Origin of the sequence: Vibrio gangliei, from assembly GCF_026001925.1 — a bacterium.
Classification (GTDB): Bacteria; Pseudomonadota; Gammaproteobacteria; order Enterobacterales; family Vibrionaceae; genus Vibrio; species Vibrio gangliei.
In genome coordinates this window covers 1,488,069-1,505,963 of record NZ_AP021869.1, presented here as the reverse complement: position 1 = coordinate 1,505,963, position 17,895 = coordinate 1,488,069, and the positions used below count along the sequence as shown (strand labels likewise).

The 17,895-nt window shown below is 41.0% G+C and carries 15 protein-coding genes; all 15 read left to right on the top strand.

The genetic code is table 11. The features are described 5' to 3' along the window. The first annotated feature begins 54 nt into the window (after positions 1-54). The 15 genes from Vgang_RS06835 to Vgang_RS06770 all read left to right on the top strand — a co-directional run bounded on the left by Vgang_RS06835 (position 55) and on the right by Vgang_RS06770 (position 17,885). Positions 55-552, top strand: coding sequence for a type II toxin-antitoxin system RelB/DinJ family antitoxin (locus tag Vgang_RS06835; protein WP_105901890.1), 498 nt, complete (start codon positions 55-57; stop codon positions 550-552). After that, a complete protein-coding gene (locus Vgang_RS06830) occupies positions 552-3,821 on the top strand; it encodes a helicase-related protein (RefSeq protein ID WP_105901891.1) in 3,270 nt (1,089 codons plus the stop codon). Before Vgang_RS06835 ends, Vgang_RS06830 begins: the two co-directional genes overlap by 1 nt. Beyond that, on the top strand, positions 3,821-4,561 hold the full coding sequence (locus tag Vgang_RS06825) for a DUF4391 domain-containing protein (protein WP_105901892.1): 741 nt from the start codon (positions 3,821-3,823) through the stop codon (positions 4,559-4,561). The genes Vgang_RS06830 and Vgang_RS06825 overlap by 1 nt, the downstream gene beginning before the upstream one ends. Before the next feature lie 58 nt (positions 4,562-4,619). Next, a complete protein-coding gene (locus Vgang_RS06820; protein ID WP_105901893.1) occupies positions 4,620-6,590 on the top strand; it encodes a site-specific DNA-methyltransferase in 1,971 nt (656 codons plus the stop codon). A gap of 10 nt (positions 6,591-6,600) precedes the next feature. After that, on the top strand, positions 6,601-7,707 hold the full coding sequence (locus Vgang_RS06815) for an AAA family ATPase (RefSeq protein WP_105901894.1): 1,107 nt from the start codon (positions 6,601-6,603) through the stop codon (positions 7,705-7,707). Continuing rightward, positions 7,700-8,392: a DUF4276 family protein gene (locus tag Vgang_RS06810; protein ID WP_105901895.1), complete on the top strand. Its 693-nt coding sequence runs from the start codon at positions 7,700-7,702 to the stop codon at positions 8,390-8,392. Before Vgang_RS06815 ends, Vgang_RS06810 begins: the two co-directional genes overlap by 8 nt. Continuing rightward, positions 8,382-11,486: a type III restriction-modification system endonuclease gene (locus tag Vgang_RS06805; RefSeq protein WP_105901896.1), complete on the top strand. Its 3,105-nt coding sequence runs from the start codon at positions 8,382-8,384 to the stop codon at positions 11,484-11,486. Before Vgang_RS06810 ends, Vgang_RS06805 begins: the two co-directional genes overlap by 11 nt. A 55-nt stretch (positions 11,487-11,541) precedes the next feature. Further along, complete coding sequence (locus Vgang_RS06800; protein WP_105901897.1) at positions 11,542-12,798, top strand: ABC-three component system protein; 1,257 nt, start codon at positions 11,542-11,544, stop codon at positions 12,796-12,798. Next, positions 12,782-13,480 (top strand): ABC-three component system middle component 1, encoded by a 699-nt coding sequence (locus Vgang_RS06795; RefSeq protein WP_105901898.1) that lies wholly within the window; start codon positions 12,782-12,784, stop codon positions 13,478-13,480. Before Vgang_RS06800 ends, Vgang_RS06795 begins: the two co-directional genes overlap by 17 nt. Next, positions 13,446-15,785, top strand: coding sequence for a hypothetical protein (locus Vgang_RS06790; RefSeq protein ID WP_105901899.1), 2,340 nt, complete (start codon positions 13,446-13,448; stop codon positions 15,783-15,785). The genes Vgang_RS06795 and Vgang_RS06790 overlap by 35 nt, the downstream gene beginning before the upstream one ends. 12 nt (positions 15,786-15,797) lie before the next feature. After that, entirely contained in the window at positions 15,798-16,163 is a 366-nt protein-coding gene (locus tag Vgang_RS06785) for a Fic family protein (RefSeq protein ID WP_211294012.1), read from the top strand. Between the two features lie 18 nt (positions 16,164-16,181). Continuing rightward, entirely contained in the window at positions 16,182-16,346 is a 165-nt protein-coding gene (locus tag Vgang_RS17095; RefSeq protein WP_406708304.1) for a Fic family protein, read from the top strand. Positions 16,347-16,364: 18 nt separating this feature from the next. Beyond that, positions 16,365-16,568, top strand: a complete 204-nt coding sequence (locus Vgang_RS06780) for a hypothetical protein (RefSeq protein ID WP_211294016.1) — start codon at positions 16,365-16,367, stop codon at positions 16,566-16,568. A 6-nt stretch (positions 16,569-16,574) separates the two neighbouring features. Next, positions 16,575-16,778 (top strand): HTH domain-containing protein, encoded by a 204-nt coding sequence (locus tag Vgang_RS06775; RefSeq protein WP_211294017.1) that lies wholly within the window; start codon positions 16,575-16,577, stop codon positions 16,776-16,778. A 192-nt stretch (positions 16,779-16,970) separates the two neighbouring features. Further along, positions 16,971-17,885, top strand: a complete 915-nt coding sequence (locus Vgang_RS06770) for a restriction endonuclease (protein WP_105901900.1) — start codon at positions 16,971-16,973, stop codon at positions 17,883-17,885. The last annotated feature ends 10 nt before the right edge of the window (positions 17,886-17,895 follow it).

Here is a 17,895-nt window from a genome sequence, read left to right as displayed (position 1 = left end):
GTTGTTTCATGAGCTAATATACAAAAGTTACAAATTGTAGGGATAGCAAATTGCATGAAAGACTCAAAACTAGATCCTGAATTACTTGAGAAGGCGACAGAAATTTTTAGCGAGCTTGGCTTACCGGTCGAGCTCGCTATCAACGTATTTCTTGCAAAAGCGGTTCAAGTGCAAGGTTTTCCATTTCCAGTTGCCCTGGATGGGGATAGCGCAGTGACTCAGCAGGGAGCGAATAGGATCTCAAATGCTGAAATAACAGAATCTATACAACATCTGGTAGAAGTGAGATTACCTTTTTCAGAGATTAACAATCTCACCCAGCTAGAGTATTGCAAAACCACATTTGGTCTATCATTCCCTGTTCTGAAAATATCAAAAACGGCTAGGCCAGAAGATGTAAGGCTTAGCGCTAAAGATGCCAAAGGCCGCAACCGTTACTCTACAACTAAAGTTGCTCAGCGTGATGGACAAACGTACTTGATTTGTACCCAATGGACTGATCGTCATCGACCTGCCTTTGTTCGTTGGCAGCAGACATTTGGAGATAATTAATGCGTATCATCGACAATATAAATGATCTGCTTGGTGACGACTTAAAAAGCACAATAAAGCCAGGAGCAAAGCTTAAAATTGCAGCATCCTGTTTTTCGATCTATGCGTATGAAGCTTTAAAAGAGGAGCTCGAACAGATTGAGTCACTGGAGTTTGTCTTTACCTCTCCTACATTCGTTGAATCAGAAGTAACGGATAAACTGAGTAAACAGAAGCGAGAGTTTTTCATTCCGAAAGAGCAAAGAGAAAAGAGCTTTTACGGAACTGAATTTGAAATACAGCTAAAGAACAAGCTTACTCAAAAAGCGATTGCTCGAGAGTGCGCGGACTGGATTCGTCGAAAGGTGGAGTTTAGGTCAAATACTACTGGTGCACCAATGCAGCAGTTGGCGGCAGTGCAAGTAAGTGAAGAACAAGCGGTATATCAGCCGCTTAATGGTTTTTCAGCGGTAGATCTTGGTTACCAAAAGGGTAATGCAGTTTCCAACATTGTTACCTGTATGGACGAGCCCTCGTCCACCCGCGTTTTCATGGGTATGTTTGATCTATTATGGAATGATGCAGAAAAAGTGCAGGATGTGACGGATAGACTGGTCAATCACATATCTACCGTATATCAAGAAAACTCTCCTGAACGTATCTATTTTCAGTTGCTATACAACATCTTCAGTGAATTCCTCGAAGACCTTAACGAAGATGTCCTCCCGAATGATAAGACGGGCTACCAAGACAGTTTAATCTGGAATAAATTGTTCAATTATCAGAAAGATGCTGCTACCGGAATCATCAATAAGCTGGAGACATACAATGGTTGTATCCTTGCCGACAGCGTAGGTTTAGGTAAAACATTTACAGCCTTGGCTGTCGTTAAGTATTACGAGCTACGTAACAAATCAGTGTTGGTCTTGTGTCCTAAAAAGCTGGCAGATAACTGGCTTAACTACAACCGTAACCTGATTACCAATCCTTTTGTAAAAGACAGGTTCAATTTTGATGTCTTGTGCCATACGGATTTGCAACGTACGAAAGGAGAGTCCTTTGGGCTCCCAATGGATCGAGTTAATTGGGGCAACTACGATCTGGTTGTAATAGATGAGTCGCATAATTTCAGAAACAATCAGGTATACAAAGATAAAGAAACTCGCTACCAGTCACTGATGAACAAAGTCATTCGTGCTGGGGTGAAAACGAAGGTGTTGATGCTGTCGGCAACACCGGTAAACAACAAATTCTCAGATTTACGTAATCAGTTAGCATTGGCCTACGAGGGTGATTCACATGTGCTTCGAGAGCAGATAGGTACGCAGTTCAGTATTGAAGAAATTTTTAAACGGGCGCAAAAATCATTCAATGCGTGGGCAGATCTCGCGCCTGAAGAACGTACTGCTTCTGCGTTATTAGAGACGCTAGACTATGACTTTTTCCAACTGCTCGATAGTGTGACTATTGCTCGCTCTCGTAAGCATATACAAACGTTCTACGATACGGCTGATATAGGTCATTTCCCTGAACGAATGAAGCCGAAGTCTTTTCACCCGGCGTTGACTGCGCGATCTGACGTAATTGGGTTTAATCAGATATTCGAGCAGCTTTCGAAGTTAAAGATGGCTGTTTATGCCCCAATTAGCTATATCCTACCTAGTCGTATCGCCAAGTATGAAGAGATGTACGATACCGATGTAGGAAGTAAAGGTAAGCTGCGTCAGGTTGATCGAGAAAAAGCACTGCAACGTCTGATGACCATTAACTTACTAAAACGTTTAGAAAGTTCCGTCCATGCATTCCGATTAACGTTGCAAGGGCTACAGTCAATACTTGATGACGCATTGAGTAACATCGCAGCATTTAAGAAAAGTGGATTAGATACTGGCTATCTAGATAGCGCAAATGATTTTGATGGTATTGACTGGGATGAAGATGTAACAGAATACCAGGAAGGCTTTTCAACCGGCGGAAAAGTAAAAATCAACCTTGCTGATATGGATCTTCCTTCGTGGGAGCACAACTTAAGTGCCGACCTAGAAGTGATATGCAAACTGCTTGAGGAAATGGATAAAGTGCTACCTGAGCAGGATGCTAAGCTTCAGCATTTACGACAGCATATCTTTGAAAAGTGGCAACATCCTCTTAATCCAGGTAATAAGAAAGTTCTTATATTCACAGCTTTTGCTGATACCGCTGATTACCTTTATGAGAACTTAGCTCAAGAATTTAAAGATAAGTATAAAATTCACACCGGAAAGGTAACTGGTAGCAGTGCAGCAAAGTCGACGATAGGTAAGAGCTATGATTTTCAAAGCTTGCTTACGCTGTTTTCACCTGCCTCTAAAGAAAAAGCCCAGATACTTCCAAATGAACCTGTTGAGCTTGATGTTCTAATCGGTACAGACTGTATTTCAGAAGGTCAGAACCTACAGGATTGTGACTATCTGATTAACTACGACATTCATTGGAACCCAGTACGCATAATCCAGAGGTTCGGACGAGTAGATCGCATAGGGTCAGCAAATCAAGCCATTCAGCTAGTCAATTACTGGCCAGATATAAGCCTGGATGAATACATTAACCTTAAAGAGCGTGTCGAAAACAGGATGGTAATATCAGACATTACCGCGACTGGTGATGATAACGTGTTAAAGGCTGAAGCAAACGATGTTGCCTATCGCACAGAGCAGCTCAAACGTTTGCAAGAGGAAATGGTAGATTTAGAAGACGTCAAAACTGGCGTGTCCATAACTGATCTCGGACTCAATGAATTTCGCATGGATCTTCTGAATTACATCAAAGCGAATGGGAATATGAACACCACACCAAATGGGTTGCATGCAGTAGTGGCGGCAAAGCCGGACATGGGGCTCGTACCAGGCGTGATTTTCTCATTACGTAATCGTAATCATAGCGTCAACATCAATAAGCAGAACAGACTTCACCCATACTACTTGATTTACATGGCAGAGTCGGGTGAGGTTGTGATTAACCATATGCAGGTAAAACCGCTGCTCGATCAGGTACGGGCTGCATGTAAAGGCAAAGATGGCCCAGACACGCTAGCATGTACAAACTTCAATAGAGATACTAAAGACGGTCGTGAGATGAGTTTCTACTCTGAATTATTGAACCAAGCGATAGGCTCTATTGTGGAAGTTAAACAGGCTAGTGACATCAACAGCCTGTTTAGTGGAAAACAGACATCAGCATTGGCTAATGAGATTAAAGGGGTGGAAGATTTTGAGCTGATTAACTTTATTGTCGTAAAGGCGGAAGGCTAATGGCATCAGCCCAACAACATGTATTCATTCCTTTCAGATTTCCTCAAGCTGCTGCATTAGGAAGTCAAAAGCAAGGGCAGAAAATTCCCAAGGAAACGATTTATCAGCAATCAAATCTTCCGCCGGCGACTAAGCAATTATTTGTTAATCAAGTCGAGCAAATAATCTGGCGATACAAATTGTCTCCAGATACGTTGAATGTCGCTGAAAGTGAAGATGTGGCTGAGATACAAGTTTTTGATATACATTTAAAACCGAATTGTAGGGACCTTGATGCCACGGTACTGGAAATATTAGATCGTGCAGTTCCCTCGAACATTTTGTTTCGTATCTTCAATGGCCTCCCGCATAGGCCACAAGTGCAGCATGCGATGGCTTGTAAAAGAGAGAGCAAGCGAGATGCTGGAAGTATGGTCATTAAGGAACATTTTCTATCTGATTGGGTCGCTATCTCTAAGTTAGGTGAGCTAAATTATGCCGAAACTAAAAAGCTTCCAGTTATCATTAACATGGCAACACTGTACAATGAGCTGTTACGAAGCCTACTGGCAGAACCCCCATTAGAAGGCGAGTCTATAGACGAGCAAATGAAGCGGATAGCGATGCTGAATGTTTGCAGAGATAAGTTAACCAAGCTTCAGGCAAAGCAACAAAAAGAAAAACAGTACAATCGCAGGGTTGATATGAACAGTGAAATCAACCGACTAAAAGAACAGATTAGCTCGCTAAGTGGCCTGTGAGTGAACACTCAGCGAATCGCGCAGAAACAACGAATTAGACAACAGAGAGCCTCCAGATATGGAACAACTAAAAATGCACAGCCCGAATATGGTTGACCAAAATATCGAAAAACTAGCGGAGCTGTTTCCAGGCTGTGTGACAGAAGCGCAAGGCGAAGATGGAAAACTACGCAAAGCGATAGACTTTGATCTTTTAAAGCAGGAGTTGTCTCGCAACATAGTCGAAGGCCCTCAAGAGCGTTATCAACTTAACTGGCCTGGTAAACGTGAGGCTCTACTAACGGCTAATGCCCCGATTGCGAAAACGCTACGTCCTTGTCGTGAAGAGAGTGTGGATTTTGATACGACTCAGAACCTTTTCATTGAAGGGGATAACCTAGATGCACTAAAGCTTCTTCAGGAAACATATCTTGGAAAAGTTAAGATGATCTATATTGATCCTCCTTACAACACAGGTAATGACTTTATATATGAAGATGATTTCGCTGAAGACGTTGATTCCTATATTGAGCGTTCGAATCAGATAGATGAGGAAGGGAATCGTCTTGTTAGCAATACCGAGTCTAACGGCCGTTTCCATTCTGATTGGTTGAGTATGCTCCTTCCTAGGATCAAGCTTTCTTATAACCTTTTAAAAGATGATGGCTTTTTGGTAGTCAGTATTGATGATGCAGAAGTTAAAAACTTGATCTCAGTTCTTGATGAAGTCTTTGGAAGGGAGAATCAAATAGCTACTCTGGTATGGGACAAAAATAGAAAGAATGATGCAAAGTATTTCTCTGTTGGTCATGAGTATATGCTTATATATTCCAAAAGTAAGTTATGTTTACAAGCTAGTAAAACCATCCTTAGAGAGCCTAAACCCGGCATAGATGAGGCTAAAGAACGGTTCGATAAACTTATGCAGAGCTGTGACGGTAATATAGAGAAAGTACAGAGTGAATGGAGAAAGTATTACAATCAGCTTTCAAAAGACCATCCTCACAAACAAATCGGAAGGTTTGGAAAAATTTCTGAAAAAGGCCCATTTCGTGATGATGGTAATATTTCATGGCCTGGCGGTGGCGGTCCTAAGTATGAGGTGCTTCACCCTGAAACCAATAAGCCGTGTAAAGTTCCTGATGGTGGCTGGAGATATTCAAAGCCAGAGAAGTTTTGGGAAGAAGTAGCTTTAGGTAAAGTAGTATTCGGAGAGGATGAAACGACTCTTCCTAGACAATGTCGTTATTTATTTGAAGGTGAAGGGCAAGTAATGACTTCTGTTCATTATAGCTATGCTCAAACCTCAGCGGTAGAGTTTGAAAAGCTAATGGGTGGGAAAGTTTTTGAGAATCCCAAAAATTACAGAGATATTGAACGGTTAATTCGTTATCTAGGTGTTGGTAGTAACGATACGGTTTTAGACTTTTTTGGTGGCTCGGGAACTACCGCGCACGCTGTATTGACAGCTAATGAAAACGACAATGGCACAAGAAGGTTTATTTTAGTGCAGATACCTGAGTTGGTATCTAAAAAATCAGTAGCACATAAGCACGGCTATAAGACAATTTCTGATCTCTGCATGGCTAGAATTAAGAAAGTATCTGGTAGGTATTTAGGTTCTGAGAGCAAATTGGATCATGGCTTTCGCGTATTGAAAGTTGATAGTTCAAACATGGCTGACGTTTATTATCAACCAGACACCATGACTCAAGAGGACCTGTTTGCACAAGTAGATAACGTCAAAGAAGGTCGGACTGAAGAAGACCTACTATTCCAAGTCATGTTGGATTGGGGCGTAGATTTAACTCTGCCTATTCGTCGTGAAATTGTGGATGGAAAAACAGTATTCTTTGTTGCGGATAACGCGCTCGTGGCTTGCTTCGACAAAGAAAGTGGCATCAATGAAGCCTTTGTTAAAGAGTTAGCAAAGTCTGAACCGTTACGCCTGGTGTTCCGTGATGCTGGCTTTGCCTCAGACAGTACCAAGATCAATGTCGAACAAGTGCTAAAGCAGCTATCTCCAAATACTGACGTGAAATCAATCTAGAGGAACAACGATGAGTACTCAGCTTGATAAGCTCACTATAAAGGGCTTCAAATCGATTCGTGAACTTGAAGATTTCGAAATGAAGAATCTCAATGTGATCGTTGGTGCCAACGGGGCAGGTAAAAGTAATCTGATATCATTTTTTAAGATGCTACGCTCCTTGATCAATGACAACCTAAGTAATTATGTGTCTAACAATGGTGGAGCTAGCGATCTCCTGTTCAATGGTGAAAAAACTACGCCCAAAATGAGCTTTAGTACTCGTTTTGGTACTCGTGGATTTCGCTTTACATTAGCTCCGACACCCTCGGACAGCTGCTCTATTGAAAGTGAAGCTCGATATTATTCAGGTAGTCAGTACGGCTGGTGGGAGCTGGGCGACAGTCATGACGGTAAGTCCAAGATGGTTGCTGAGGTGAGAGAAAAACGCTCGGATGCGCGTTACTCGCAACCTGTTTATGACGAAATAGCGTCTTGGATGATCTATCACTTCCACGATACCAGTGCAACGGCTCCAATGCGTAAGTACGAGATCGTTGAAGATGATGCGGTGTTACGTACTGACGCGGCGAATATTGGTCCGTTTTTGAAAAAGCTGAAAACAGCCCACGAAACACAGTATAAAGAAATCGTTAATGCGATTCGCTTGGTTACGCCATTCTTTGACGATTTTCTATTAAAGCCTCGAGAGTTTGGCGTAAAGCAAAAAGTGAATATCAGCTGGCTCCAGAAAGGTTCTGACTACCCGATGCAGCCTTATCACCTATCTGATGGCTCAATTCGCTTTATCTGCTTAGCGACGGCACTTTTGCAACCTAACCCACCTTCGACAATCATCATTGATGAACCTGAGTTAGGGTTACATCCAGCGGCAATTGATGTTCTAGCTGAGTTAATCCAACAAGCTTCACAGCGTACACAGGTAATTGTTGCAACTCAGTCGCCAGCGTTGATCGATCAGTTCGCAATTGAAGATATTGTGGTGGTGAATCGCAAAGATGGAGCATCAACGTTTGAACGTCTAAATGCAGAAGATTTCTCACAATGGTTAGAAAGCTATTCCGTCGGTGAGCTTTGGACTAAGAATGTCATAGCAGGGGGACCTCGCTATGAGTAAGTTCATCTCGGTTATTGCCATCGTAGAAGGGAAAACAGAACAAGTATTTATCGAGAAGGTACTCGCTCCATACTTAGCATTGAAGAATATCTTTATTTCAGCAACGCAAATTACTAAGCCGGGACAAAAAGGCGGTGATGTTCGTTTTGTGCGAGCCCAGCAGGATATCGGTAACCATCTTAAGCAGCGTGGCGATACGTTTGTAACGACCTTTATTGATTATTATGGAACGAAGGAGTGGCCAGGGTTGGACACTCTTGCTCCGGCTCAAACTCCAGCGCAGATATCTGCACATCTGCATCAAGCGACTAAGCAAGCGGTCAATGAGCTATTTGGTGGTCATCGCTCAGATGGGCGCTTTATTCCCTATGTTGCAATGCATGAATTTGAAGCATTACTGTTTTCAGACAGTGAAGTGCTCTCGGCAGAGATGAACATCGACTCGGAGGTGGTTGATGCGGTTCTTACCGAATGTGGGGAACCAGAATTTATCAATAATAGCCCAGAAACAGCACCATCTAAGAGATTAGATGGATGGGCTCCTTACGGAAAATTTGCCAAAACGACAACAGGTATTGCCATTGCACAGCGCATTGGTATCCAAAAAATGCGTGAGATGTGTCCGTTGTTTAACGGCTGGCTAGAGCAACTAGAAGCAAAGCTTGAGGAACAAAATGAAGCTTAAATTTAAACATCAAAAATATCAGGCTGCTTCTGTTCAAGCTATTGTGGATTGTTTCAAAGGTCAGTTACCCAATGATGCAGCTAGCCGCTATCGCATGGATCCTGGTGTAGAAAAGGCCGACCACACAGGTGCTCGTCAGCAAAAGCAGGATTTTGATGAAAATGCATTTAAAAATGCTGAAATTCAGCTCAATGAACAGCAGCTACTTGCCAATGTGCAACAGGTTCAACGTCATCAAAACATACCTCAGTCAACAGGTCTGCTTGATTTCAAAGACGTGGACGGTAACTCAGTCAAATACTTCTCCGGCGCAAATCTCAATCTAGATGTCGAGATGGAAACAGGTACCGGTAAGACCTACTGCTTTGTAAAATCGATATTTGAGCTCAACAAACAGTACGGCTGGACCAAGTTCATTATTGTTGTGCCGAGCATTGCAATTCGTGAAGGGGTCTATAAGTCGCTGGAAATCACTGCTGAGCACTTTCTAGAGGATTACGGTAAGCGAATTAGGCCTTTTATCTATAACTCGAAACAACTCCATGAGATTGAAAGCTTTTCATCTGATGGCGGCATTAATGTAATGGTCATCAACGTTCAAGCCTTTAATGCTCGCGGAAAAGATGCTCGTAGAATCTACGAGGAGTTAGACGATTTTCAAAGCCGTCGACCTATCGATGTCATCAAAGCCAACCATCCGATCATGATTATGGACGAACCGCAAAAGATGGAAGGTAAGAAAACTCTAGAGTCCCTAGCCGAGTTTAACCCTCTGTTTATTCTCCGTTACTCTGCAACACACCGTGTCGAACGAAATAAAATCTTCCGTCTTGATGCTGTTGATGCTTATAACCAGAAGCTGGTGAAGAAAATTGGTGTAAGGGGTATTACCACGAAAGGCCTCTCAGGTACTAATGCCTACCTTTATCTGGAAAATATCGAAATTTCGCCGAAGAAACCTCCGGTCGCTCGTCTCGAGTTTGAAGTTAGGAATAACTCCGGCATTAAACGTGTTGTCCGCAAGTTGGCTAAGGGCGATAACCTTTACGATCTGTCTGATAATTTAGAGCAGTACAAAAATAACTTTGTTATTTCGGATATCAATGCTGTAACAGATACTGTCAGCTTCTTAAACGGTGTAGAGCTGACGGTTGGTGATGCGATAGGTGATGTGAGTGAAATTGCATTACGCCGAATGCAGATCCGTGAGGCGATAAAAGCTCACTTAGACAAAGAAGTTCGGTTGTTTGATAAGGGTATTAAGGTGTTAAGCCTGTTCTTTATCGACGAAGTTGCTAAATATCGCGACTACGAGCAGCCAGATGAAAAAGGTGAATACGCGCGAATCTTCGAAAAAGAGTACCAACTACTCGTAAACGACTATATCCCTCTTGACTCAAAAGGAGAGCATGCGGATACGGCATATGCTCGTTATTTGAAGCGAGACTTGGCATCGGGTATCCACCAGGGGTATTTTTCTATCGACAAGAAGAAGCGGCTGGTTGATCCCAAAATTAACAGAAGTGGCGACAACAAAGGGTTGTCTGATGACGTAGATGCTTACGATCTGATTTTGAAAGATAAAGAGCGCCTACTTAATCTATCTGAGCCAACAAGGTTTATTTTCTCTCATTCTGCTTTGAGAGAGGGGTGGGATAACCCTAATGTATTCGTGATTTGTACTCTCAAACACAGCGATAACACTATTTCACGACGTCAGGAAGTCGGTCGAGGCTTGCGCTTGGCAGTAGACCAAGATGGAGAACGTGTCGATCATCCATCCATAGTTCATGATATCAACCACTTAACCGTAGTCGCTAGTGAGAGCTACAAAGACTTCGTGAGTGGATTACAGCACGATATAAGTAGTTCGCTATCGTCAAGACCAAGACAGGCAGATGAAAAGTATTTTACTGGTAAGGTGTTAGGTACACCTGAAGGTGATATTGAAGTGACGCCAGAGATGGCAAAACAGATATATCGTTACCTGGTTAAAAACGATTATTCAGATGACAACGACAAAATTTCCGATACCTATCATGATGCCAAGCGTGAGGAGCAGCTAGCTGATCTTCCAGAAAGCCTGCAGCCTTATGCGGAGCAGATCTTCCATCTGATTGATTCGGTATACTCTGATGCTCAGCTTCCTGACATCGCAGATGATCGGAAAGCGAAAAGAAATGAGCTTAACAATAACTTTGATAAAAAAGAGTTTCAGGAGTTGTGGGGGCGTATCAATCACAAAGCCATTTATAACGTTGAGTTCGATAGTGGTGAATTGGTATCAAAGGCTATCCCTGTTCTTGATAGTAAGCTACGAGTTGAAAAGCTTCACTTCGATATCGTCCGAGGCGAACAGATAGCACATGTTGATGCTGAGCAGGTGAAGGCTGGTCAAAGCTTTAAAGTAGAAGAAACGGAAAGTGCTGAGTACCATGCTTCGGTTAAGTCGAATGTTAGATATGATTTGCTTGGCAAGGTAGCAGAGCTAACCAAACTAAAACGTAGTACGGTAGCTGATATTTTGCGTGGTATCGGAAGTCATGTTTTTGACCAGTTCAGAAACAACCCTGAAGATTTTATCGCAAAAGCTGCACAGTTGATCAATGAGCAGAAGGCGACCATGGTCATTGAACATTTGGCATATGACACCTTAGAAGAGAAGTTTGATGCTAGTATTTTTGATGCAAATAGCTCAGAAGATTTTGCTAAGGCTGGTGAAAAGCTTAAGCGCCATATCTACGATTACGTAATTACAGACTCGAAAATTGAGCGTAAGTTCGTTGAAGAATTGGATACTCGAACTGAGGTTAGCGTATACGCAAAACTGCCAAGAGGCTTCTTTATCCCAACTCCTTTGGGTAGCTACAATCCCGACTGGGCTATTGCGTTTCAAGAGGGGGCGGTTAAGTATGTTTATTTCATTGCTGAAACGAAAGGCTCAATGCAGTCTCTTCAGTTAAAAGGTGCTGAGCTTGCCAAGTTAGATTGTGCAAGAAAGTTCTTTGAAGCAGTGAATGAAAAGTTCAGTGAAAATAAAGTTAGGTATGATGTTGTAGATAGCTATGAAAGCTTGAAAACGTTAATTCATTAAGGTGAAGGCTCAAAGTTATGCTTTGAGCCTTTTATGGTCAAAGGGAATATAAACATTGACAGAAGTTTCCTCTCAGATAGTTAATAGTAGCGCCATTCCTGCTTGGAGTGGGTTTGTATATCAGGGTAAAGTTGCCTTGTATCACGCGATACGTCTTCTTACGCAAGGGGATTCCGAAGCTCATTACCTGAATGTCGAGCACCTAGATGATTTTGTGATCCACGATTGTAACGGTAACGTTCTATCTCTTCACCAGGTCAAAGCTATGAAGAGTGATAAGCGCTATTCTTATAGCCCTGCCTTGCAACAGGCATCAAAAGTATCAGAGAGATGCAATGAGAGCACTGTTAGATGGTTTCACGTTTCAGTGAGGCTTGATGATTTTTCTGATAGGGCTGCTAATGTCGCTAATGGCGAGCATCTTGTTCAGTTTTATCAGTACCATGATGATCGTTGTTATGTTGAAACGAACTCTATCGATACTAAACTCAATGAAATTGTTGAACAGTACCTTGGAGCATACGGACTGCCATCCACAGAATTACTAATTGCGCATAAATTGGCTAAATTGCATGTATTGTTAGCTGGGCGAGTGAATTTAGCTCACTATCGAAACCAACATGAGTCGATGAACAAGTTTGAAGCGGCAGAATCTATTCCAATTTATTTTTCGGAGATAGAGGATTGTTTACATTCTGAAGTAATTCACAATGATGATCATGCAGCGATTCTATTTGAGTTTAGAAGGACTCTTTTGGATAGAACCGACCAAATATTAGATAGCCTTCAGGAAGGTGAGTCTATTGATTTGAATGGTATTTGTAAGTGTAGATTTGCAGTAGCGAATATGGATATTCCAGCCTTAACTCGCCTCTACTATTCAAAGAAGCCAAATCAAAAGGGAATCACTTTAGCTGGTTTTAGTAATGATACTGTAGATCATTATTTAAGAATAATTCTCAACATCATGGGGATTAAAATGTCTGAAGACTTACCACACTACTTCAAAAGCGGACTTGGTTCGTACCTTCCTACTGCGATGAAGTTTGATTTTTTAAATAAGAAATTAGACGTAAAGCAAATTCAAGAAAATGTTGATGGTCTGCGTGGAAACCTAGCCGTACAAGATGTGCTCTATGATTACGATAATCTAGTTGTACATATGGATAGTGCTCCATTTCCACTTAGTAGTGAATCTAGTTCTACTGGTAAATTTACAGAGATTTCTGAAAACGATAAAAACCGAATTACAAAAATAAACAATGTGAGGTTTGTGTCAGTTCGCGACGCAAGTGATGAAATTAATGATTAATCGAATAATTACAACATTATCAAATAACTCTCCTTGTAAGTTTGAGTTAGTTGAACAAGAGGCAGAACAGTTTTCTTTTTATCGAGCAACATCACCGGATTACCAACGGTTTTTGGTTGTAGTACAAGTTGCGAAATTAATGAAACCGAGTGAACTTAACCAATGGGTGTTGGCAAATACTCCGGATGAGCTAAGGGAATTACCAGCTTTTGCTAAAAACACAGATGTTCTGGTTCTTTTTAAGTTAGATCGTTTAACGGATATCGTTGGTTATGAAAGCGAAGTCTTTTCTCTGGAAGAGGATGGCTATAGCTTTAAAAAACATGTGTTGTATTACTCACAAGGAGAATTGGCCCTTTTGAATGATATGGATGTGAATAGCATTGCAAATTTAATAAAAGATCAAAGTAAATTTAGTCTATATAAAAAGTCACCTTTGGCCGAGTCTGAATACGGTATAGCTAGTCGTATTTTTATTAAGTTGCCTTTTTTATCTGTTCCTGTAGACGAGTCTGAACTAGATGATCCTTGTCAGTTGGCAGACGACTACTTGAAGAAATTAGGTTTACTGTCGATTAGTAATGAATTTGAAACGCTAATCACAAGCAACGGTAATAATTACAAAGCAATAGTTGAGGGGTACATTCGTGGTAAGATGGCGAATTCACAAGCTGAAGATTAATGGCTTCAAGGTTTTTACAGAGTTCTCAGAAAACTATTCGTCTGATCTAGTTGTTTATGATGGACCGAATGGCTTTGGTAAAACCTCCTTATTTGACGCCAAACAACTGCTTTTTTGTAGTGAAGTCCCGAGAATCTCAGCGAGGCATCGTGCTCTCAAAGGTGGGAACAAAAAGTACAGCCGTAGTATATTCCAAAACCATAACAGCCAAGATGGAATATCTATTATTGCAGAGCTTAAAAAGGGTAGTGAAACACTTTATGTGATGAGGTGGGCTAAGCAAGAAGATTTAGATTCAAGTGGGAACAAACCTAATAGCTTTAATGAATTCAAGCTTTATGAGCTATCAGGTTTCGATGGTACTGCAAGCCCTCAGTTAATAGACGATGAGGAAAAGTTTTGGTCGGAGAAACTTGGCGATAAGTTTCTAGAAAACTTTCCAGTGCTTAACTACTTACAACAAGATAGTAAATCAATTGTTATTCCTGATGGTTGTAATAGTGATAAAAGAACAGATCAAATAAGCCACCTACTCAACCTTGATGAGCTAGATACAAAGATTGATAATATTGGCAAGTTAAGAGCGGAATCCAAAGCGCAGTTTAAATATGCTGGAGATGAATATGCGAAGCAAAAACTTCGACTAGAAGAGCTACAGCAAACTTTAATGGTCAGTGACGTGGCTCCGGTAGCTTACACTAAATTAACTGAGTCGAAGGTTACTCCTCAATGGGACCTTGAGGTTCCATTTTCTGTTGATAGCTTAAAAAGCTTGGAACAGCTACAGGAACAACTTGATTTGTTAAGTAATGTCTATGCTGGCCGGCAAGAGATTGCTAAGAGGGTAAGGAATCAACTTAAAATTGATTTCACTAAACGAGCTGAGTTTGGTTTGGCCGTTAGGCTCTTTCATCATTTCGATAAGCTACCTAGCTTAAATAAAGAGAAAGCGGAGCTAGATAAATTAGACAAAATTTGTCGTGCGTTGGAGGTTGAAGTATCAAAGCTTACTTCATCACATGGTTCACTTATTTCAGCTTGCCTTGACGAGCAAGAATCAGCCAAGCTTATACAATTGCTTGAAGAAAAAAATAAGCTTCACTTAGGCCACAGTGATGTGAGTAAAAAACAAGCAGAAGTGATGCGGCTGAGATTAAAGTTGACTCAAAAAGTTGATATTAGTGAGCATGAATGTCCACTTTGTGGGGTTGATTATAAAGAGAATGAGATACTACTTTCGGCAATTGACGCAAAGACAACTTTGTTAGAGCAAAAACTAAATAAGATCGGTTTACAAATCAATCAATGCTACGAATCGTTAGAGGCGATTTTAAAACCATTAAAAGCTCAGTATGTCCCATTGTTAGAATCAAATAGACGTGAGTTTAATGCAATACTGCATTCTGAATTGGCTAGATATGAGCACCAAATACAGAGATTAGTCTCGATTGGACAAAAGTTGGAACAGCAAGGGATTGAGTTACCAAGGGTATATGCCACAGATCCAGAGGACCAATCGAAACAAGTTTCGGCAGTGAATACCGCTATTCTTCAATCTTTGGAGCCAGAAGATGAGATGTTATCAACTAATGAGTTTGACTTCTTTAAAGCTCATTTTTCTGACCTAAGCAAACTTGAACAGTTGACAGAATCGCAGATTGAACAGAAGAAAAACTACATTAAGCAACAGCATAAGTTGACGGTAAATGCGTCGATTATTGCACGGCAAAAGGATGTAGAGTTTTACCGTAAAAAATCTCAGCATTTAGAAGAGTTATGTTCACAGCTAGAAGGCATAGAAACCCAGCTTAAACGCGCGCGTACAAACTATACTAATCAAACACTTGGTCAGATGGAGTCACTTTTCCATATCTATAGTGGGCGATTGCTACAAAACTATCAAAGCGGGTTAGGTGTCTTTATTGATACACCTAATGGTAAACAACGAAAAACAGCTGCAATGAACTTTACCACAGTGCGTGATTCTGAGCATGATGCAGCGCTGTCGATGAGTAGTGGGCAGATTAGTGCTCTTTCGCTATCTCTATTTCTTGCGCTTAATAAAAAATATGCTAAAACGGCATTTGTGTTCATTGATGATCCAACGCAATGTATGGATGAGATCAACATAGCATCATTGAGTGATTTGCTCCGAGTTGAGCTAAGAGATAGACAAGTAGTGATGTCCACCCATGAACAGGATATCTCAGATTACTTGTGCTACCGTTACGGAAAAGCTGGTCTTTCTAGAAAACAAATAAATTTACTTGAAAAATCTAAGCTGCCATCAATATCACAGGAATAGATGGATTAAACCATGTCGTATACACCACTATTTCAATTAACCCACAACATGATGCGATTAGTGGCCGAGATTTCAGAATCAATCGGTAATTGGACTGCGGTCAATGATCATGATCTTGTTCCACAGTTACGCCGTGAGAACCGAATTCGTACTATTCAGGCTTCGCTAGCTATAGAACAAAATACTTTAACTCTTGATCAAGTTACAGCTGTCATTGAAGGTAAACCTGTACTTGGTGATCAAAAGGAAATTCAAGATGTTCATAATGCGTTAGCGGCTTATGCAGATATGCCTAATTGGAATAAAGCTAAGTCTAATGATGTGTTGAAAGCACATCGTATACTAATGATGGGCTTACTTAATGATGCCGGGCATTAGCGAGCAGGTGGGGCTGGAATATACCGAGGTGATCAATTAGTCCATATGGCACCACCAGCCGGCCAAGTACCAAGATTAATGGAGCAACTCTTAACATGGCTCGACACGACTGATGCACATCCCCTTATTGCGTCAGCTGCCTTTCATTATGAGTTTGAATTCATTCATCCATTTAGTGATTGAAATGGCCGTGAGGGACGATTGTGGCAAACTTTGGTATTAAGCGATTGGCAACCGTTATTAGCTTATTTACTTGTGGAAACAGTGATTAAATATCGTCAAGAAGAGTATTATCAAGCCTTTCGAGAAGCTGATATTAAAACCGACGGTTCAAACTTTATTGAATTTTTACTACAAGCATTAGCTTCTTCATTAGAGGAAGCGATCAATGCATCAAAAATGTAGGTAGAAATGAAGGTAAAAACGCGGGTAAAAACAGCAGATAAGATCCTTGCGCTTTTAGCAAAAGATTCAACCTTGTCACTAATTGAAATATCTGAGTATTTATCCGTTGCTAAAAGTACCGTTGAGCGCACAGTGGCCAAACTTAAAAAAGAAGGAAAATTGACTTATGTGGGGCCCAAGAAGAACGATCACTGGCAATTATTGGAATAAGTAACTTTTATGAATTGAAATTCAAAATGAAGGGATAGGGTTGACGCCTTATCCCTTTGCTTTGTTGCAAAGTAAGCTTTTTCTGTAATATGTATATATACAAATACCAGATGCATTTATTGTGAACGACAACCTTGATTTGTTTGTGGTTTTTAGTAGCGTTTAAACATCTTTCTTTTTTAAGTAAAAATTATGATCCCAAATTATCAAGAGTTCATGCGTCCATTTCTTCGAGTGGTTTATGCAGCGCATGGTCAAGAAGTAAAATTACGAGATGTGATTGAGACTCTGGCTGAACAGTTTGAATTGACTGATGAAGAAAGGGAAGAGCGTCTACCAAGTGGTCGCCAAACTGTCTTGGACAATCGCGTTGGATGGGCGAGAACCTACCTTGCTAAAGCTCAACTTATTACCATACCAAGGCGCGGATTTAGCCAAATTACCGCAAGAGGGAAACAGGCTATTGAAGATCGAGCAGAGATTAATAATGCTTATTTACGTCAATTTGATGAATTTATAGGATTTATTAATGCGAGTAAGAATGCTGAAGAAATCGCTCAGTCAACTGATGATTCTAAATCCGATATTACCCCTGATGAAGTACTACGCAATGCTTATAAGCAGTTAAATGACGCACTCGCTCAGGAGCTGTTAGAAAGAACTCGTAATGTCTCTCCTGCCTTTTTTGAAGAAATGCTGATTAAATTATTGCTTGCTATGGGCTATGGCGGTAGTGATGACAAGATGGGGCACACTTTAGGAAAAACGGGTGATAACGGTGTTGATGGTGTGATTAATCAAGATCCATTAGGAGTCGATCAAATTTATATTCAAGCAAAACGTTATGCTCAAGATAACTGGGTAGGCTCACCTGCAATTCGTGATTTTTGTGGTGCGCTGAGTCAGAAGAAAGCGAATAAAGGGATTTTTATTACCACCTCTGATTTTACAGCTTCAGCACATCAAGCTTGTGCTGAAATGGGAACGAAGATAGTGCTTATTAATGGACGTCAATTATCCCGTTTGATGGTGGATTATGGGGTTGGTTGCCGTAATGAACAGGTACTGACGGTTCGAGAAATTGATGAAGGCTTCTTTGAAAGTTAAGGTAGGGTAA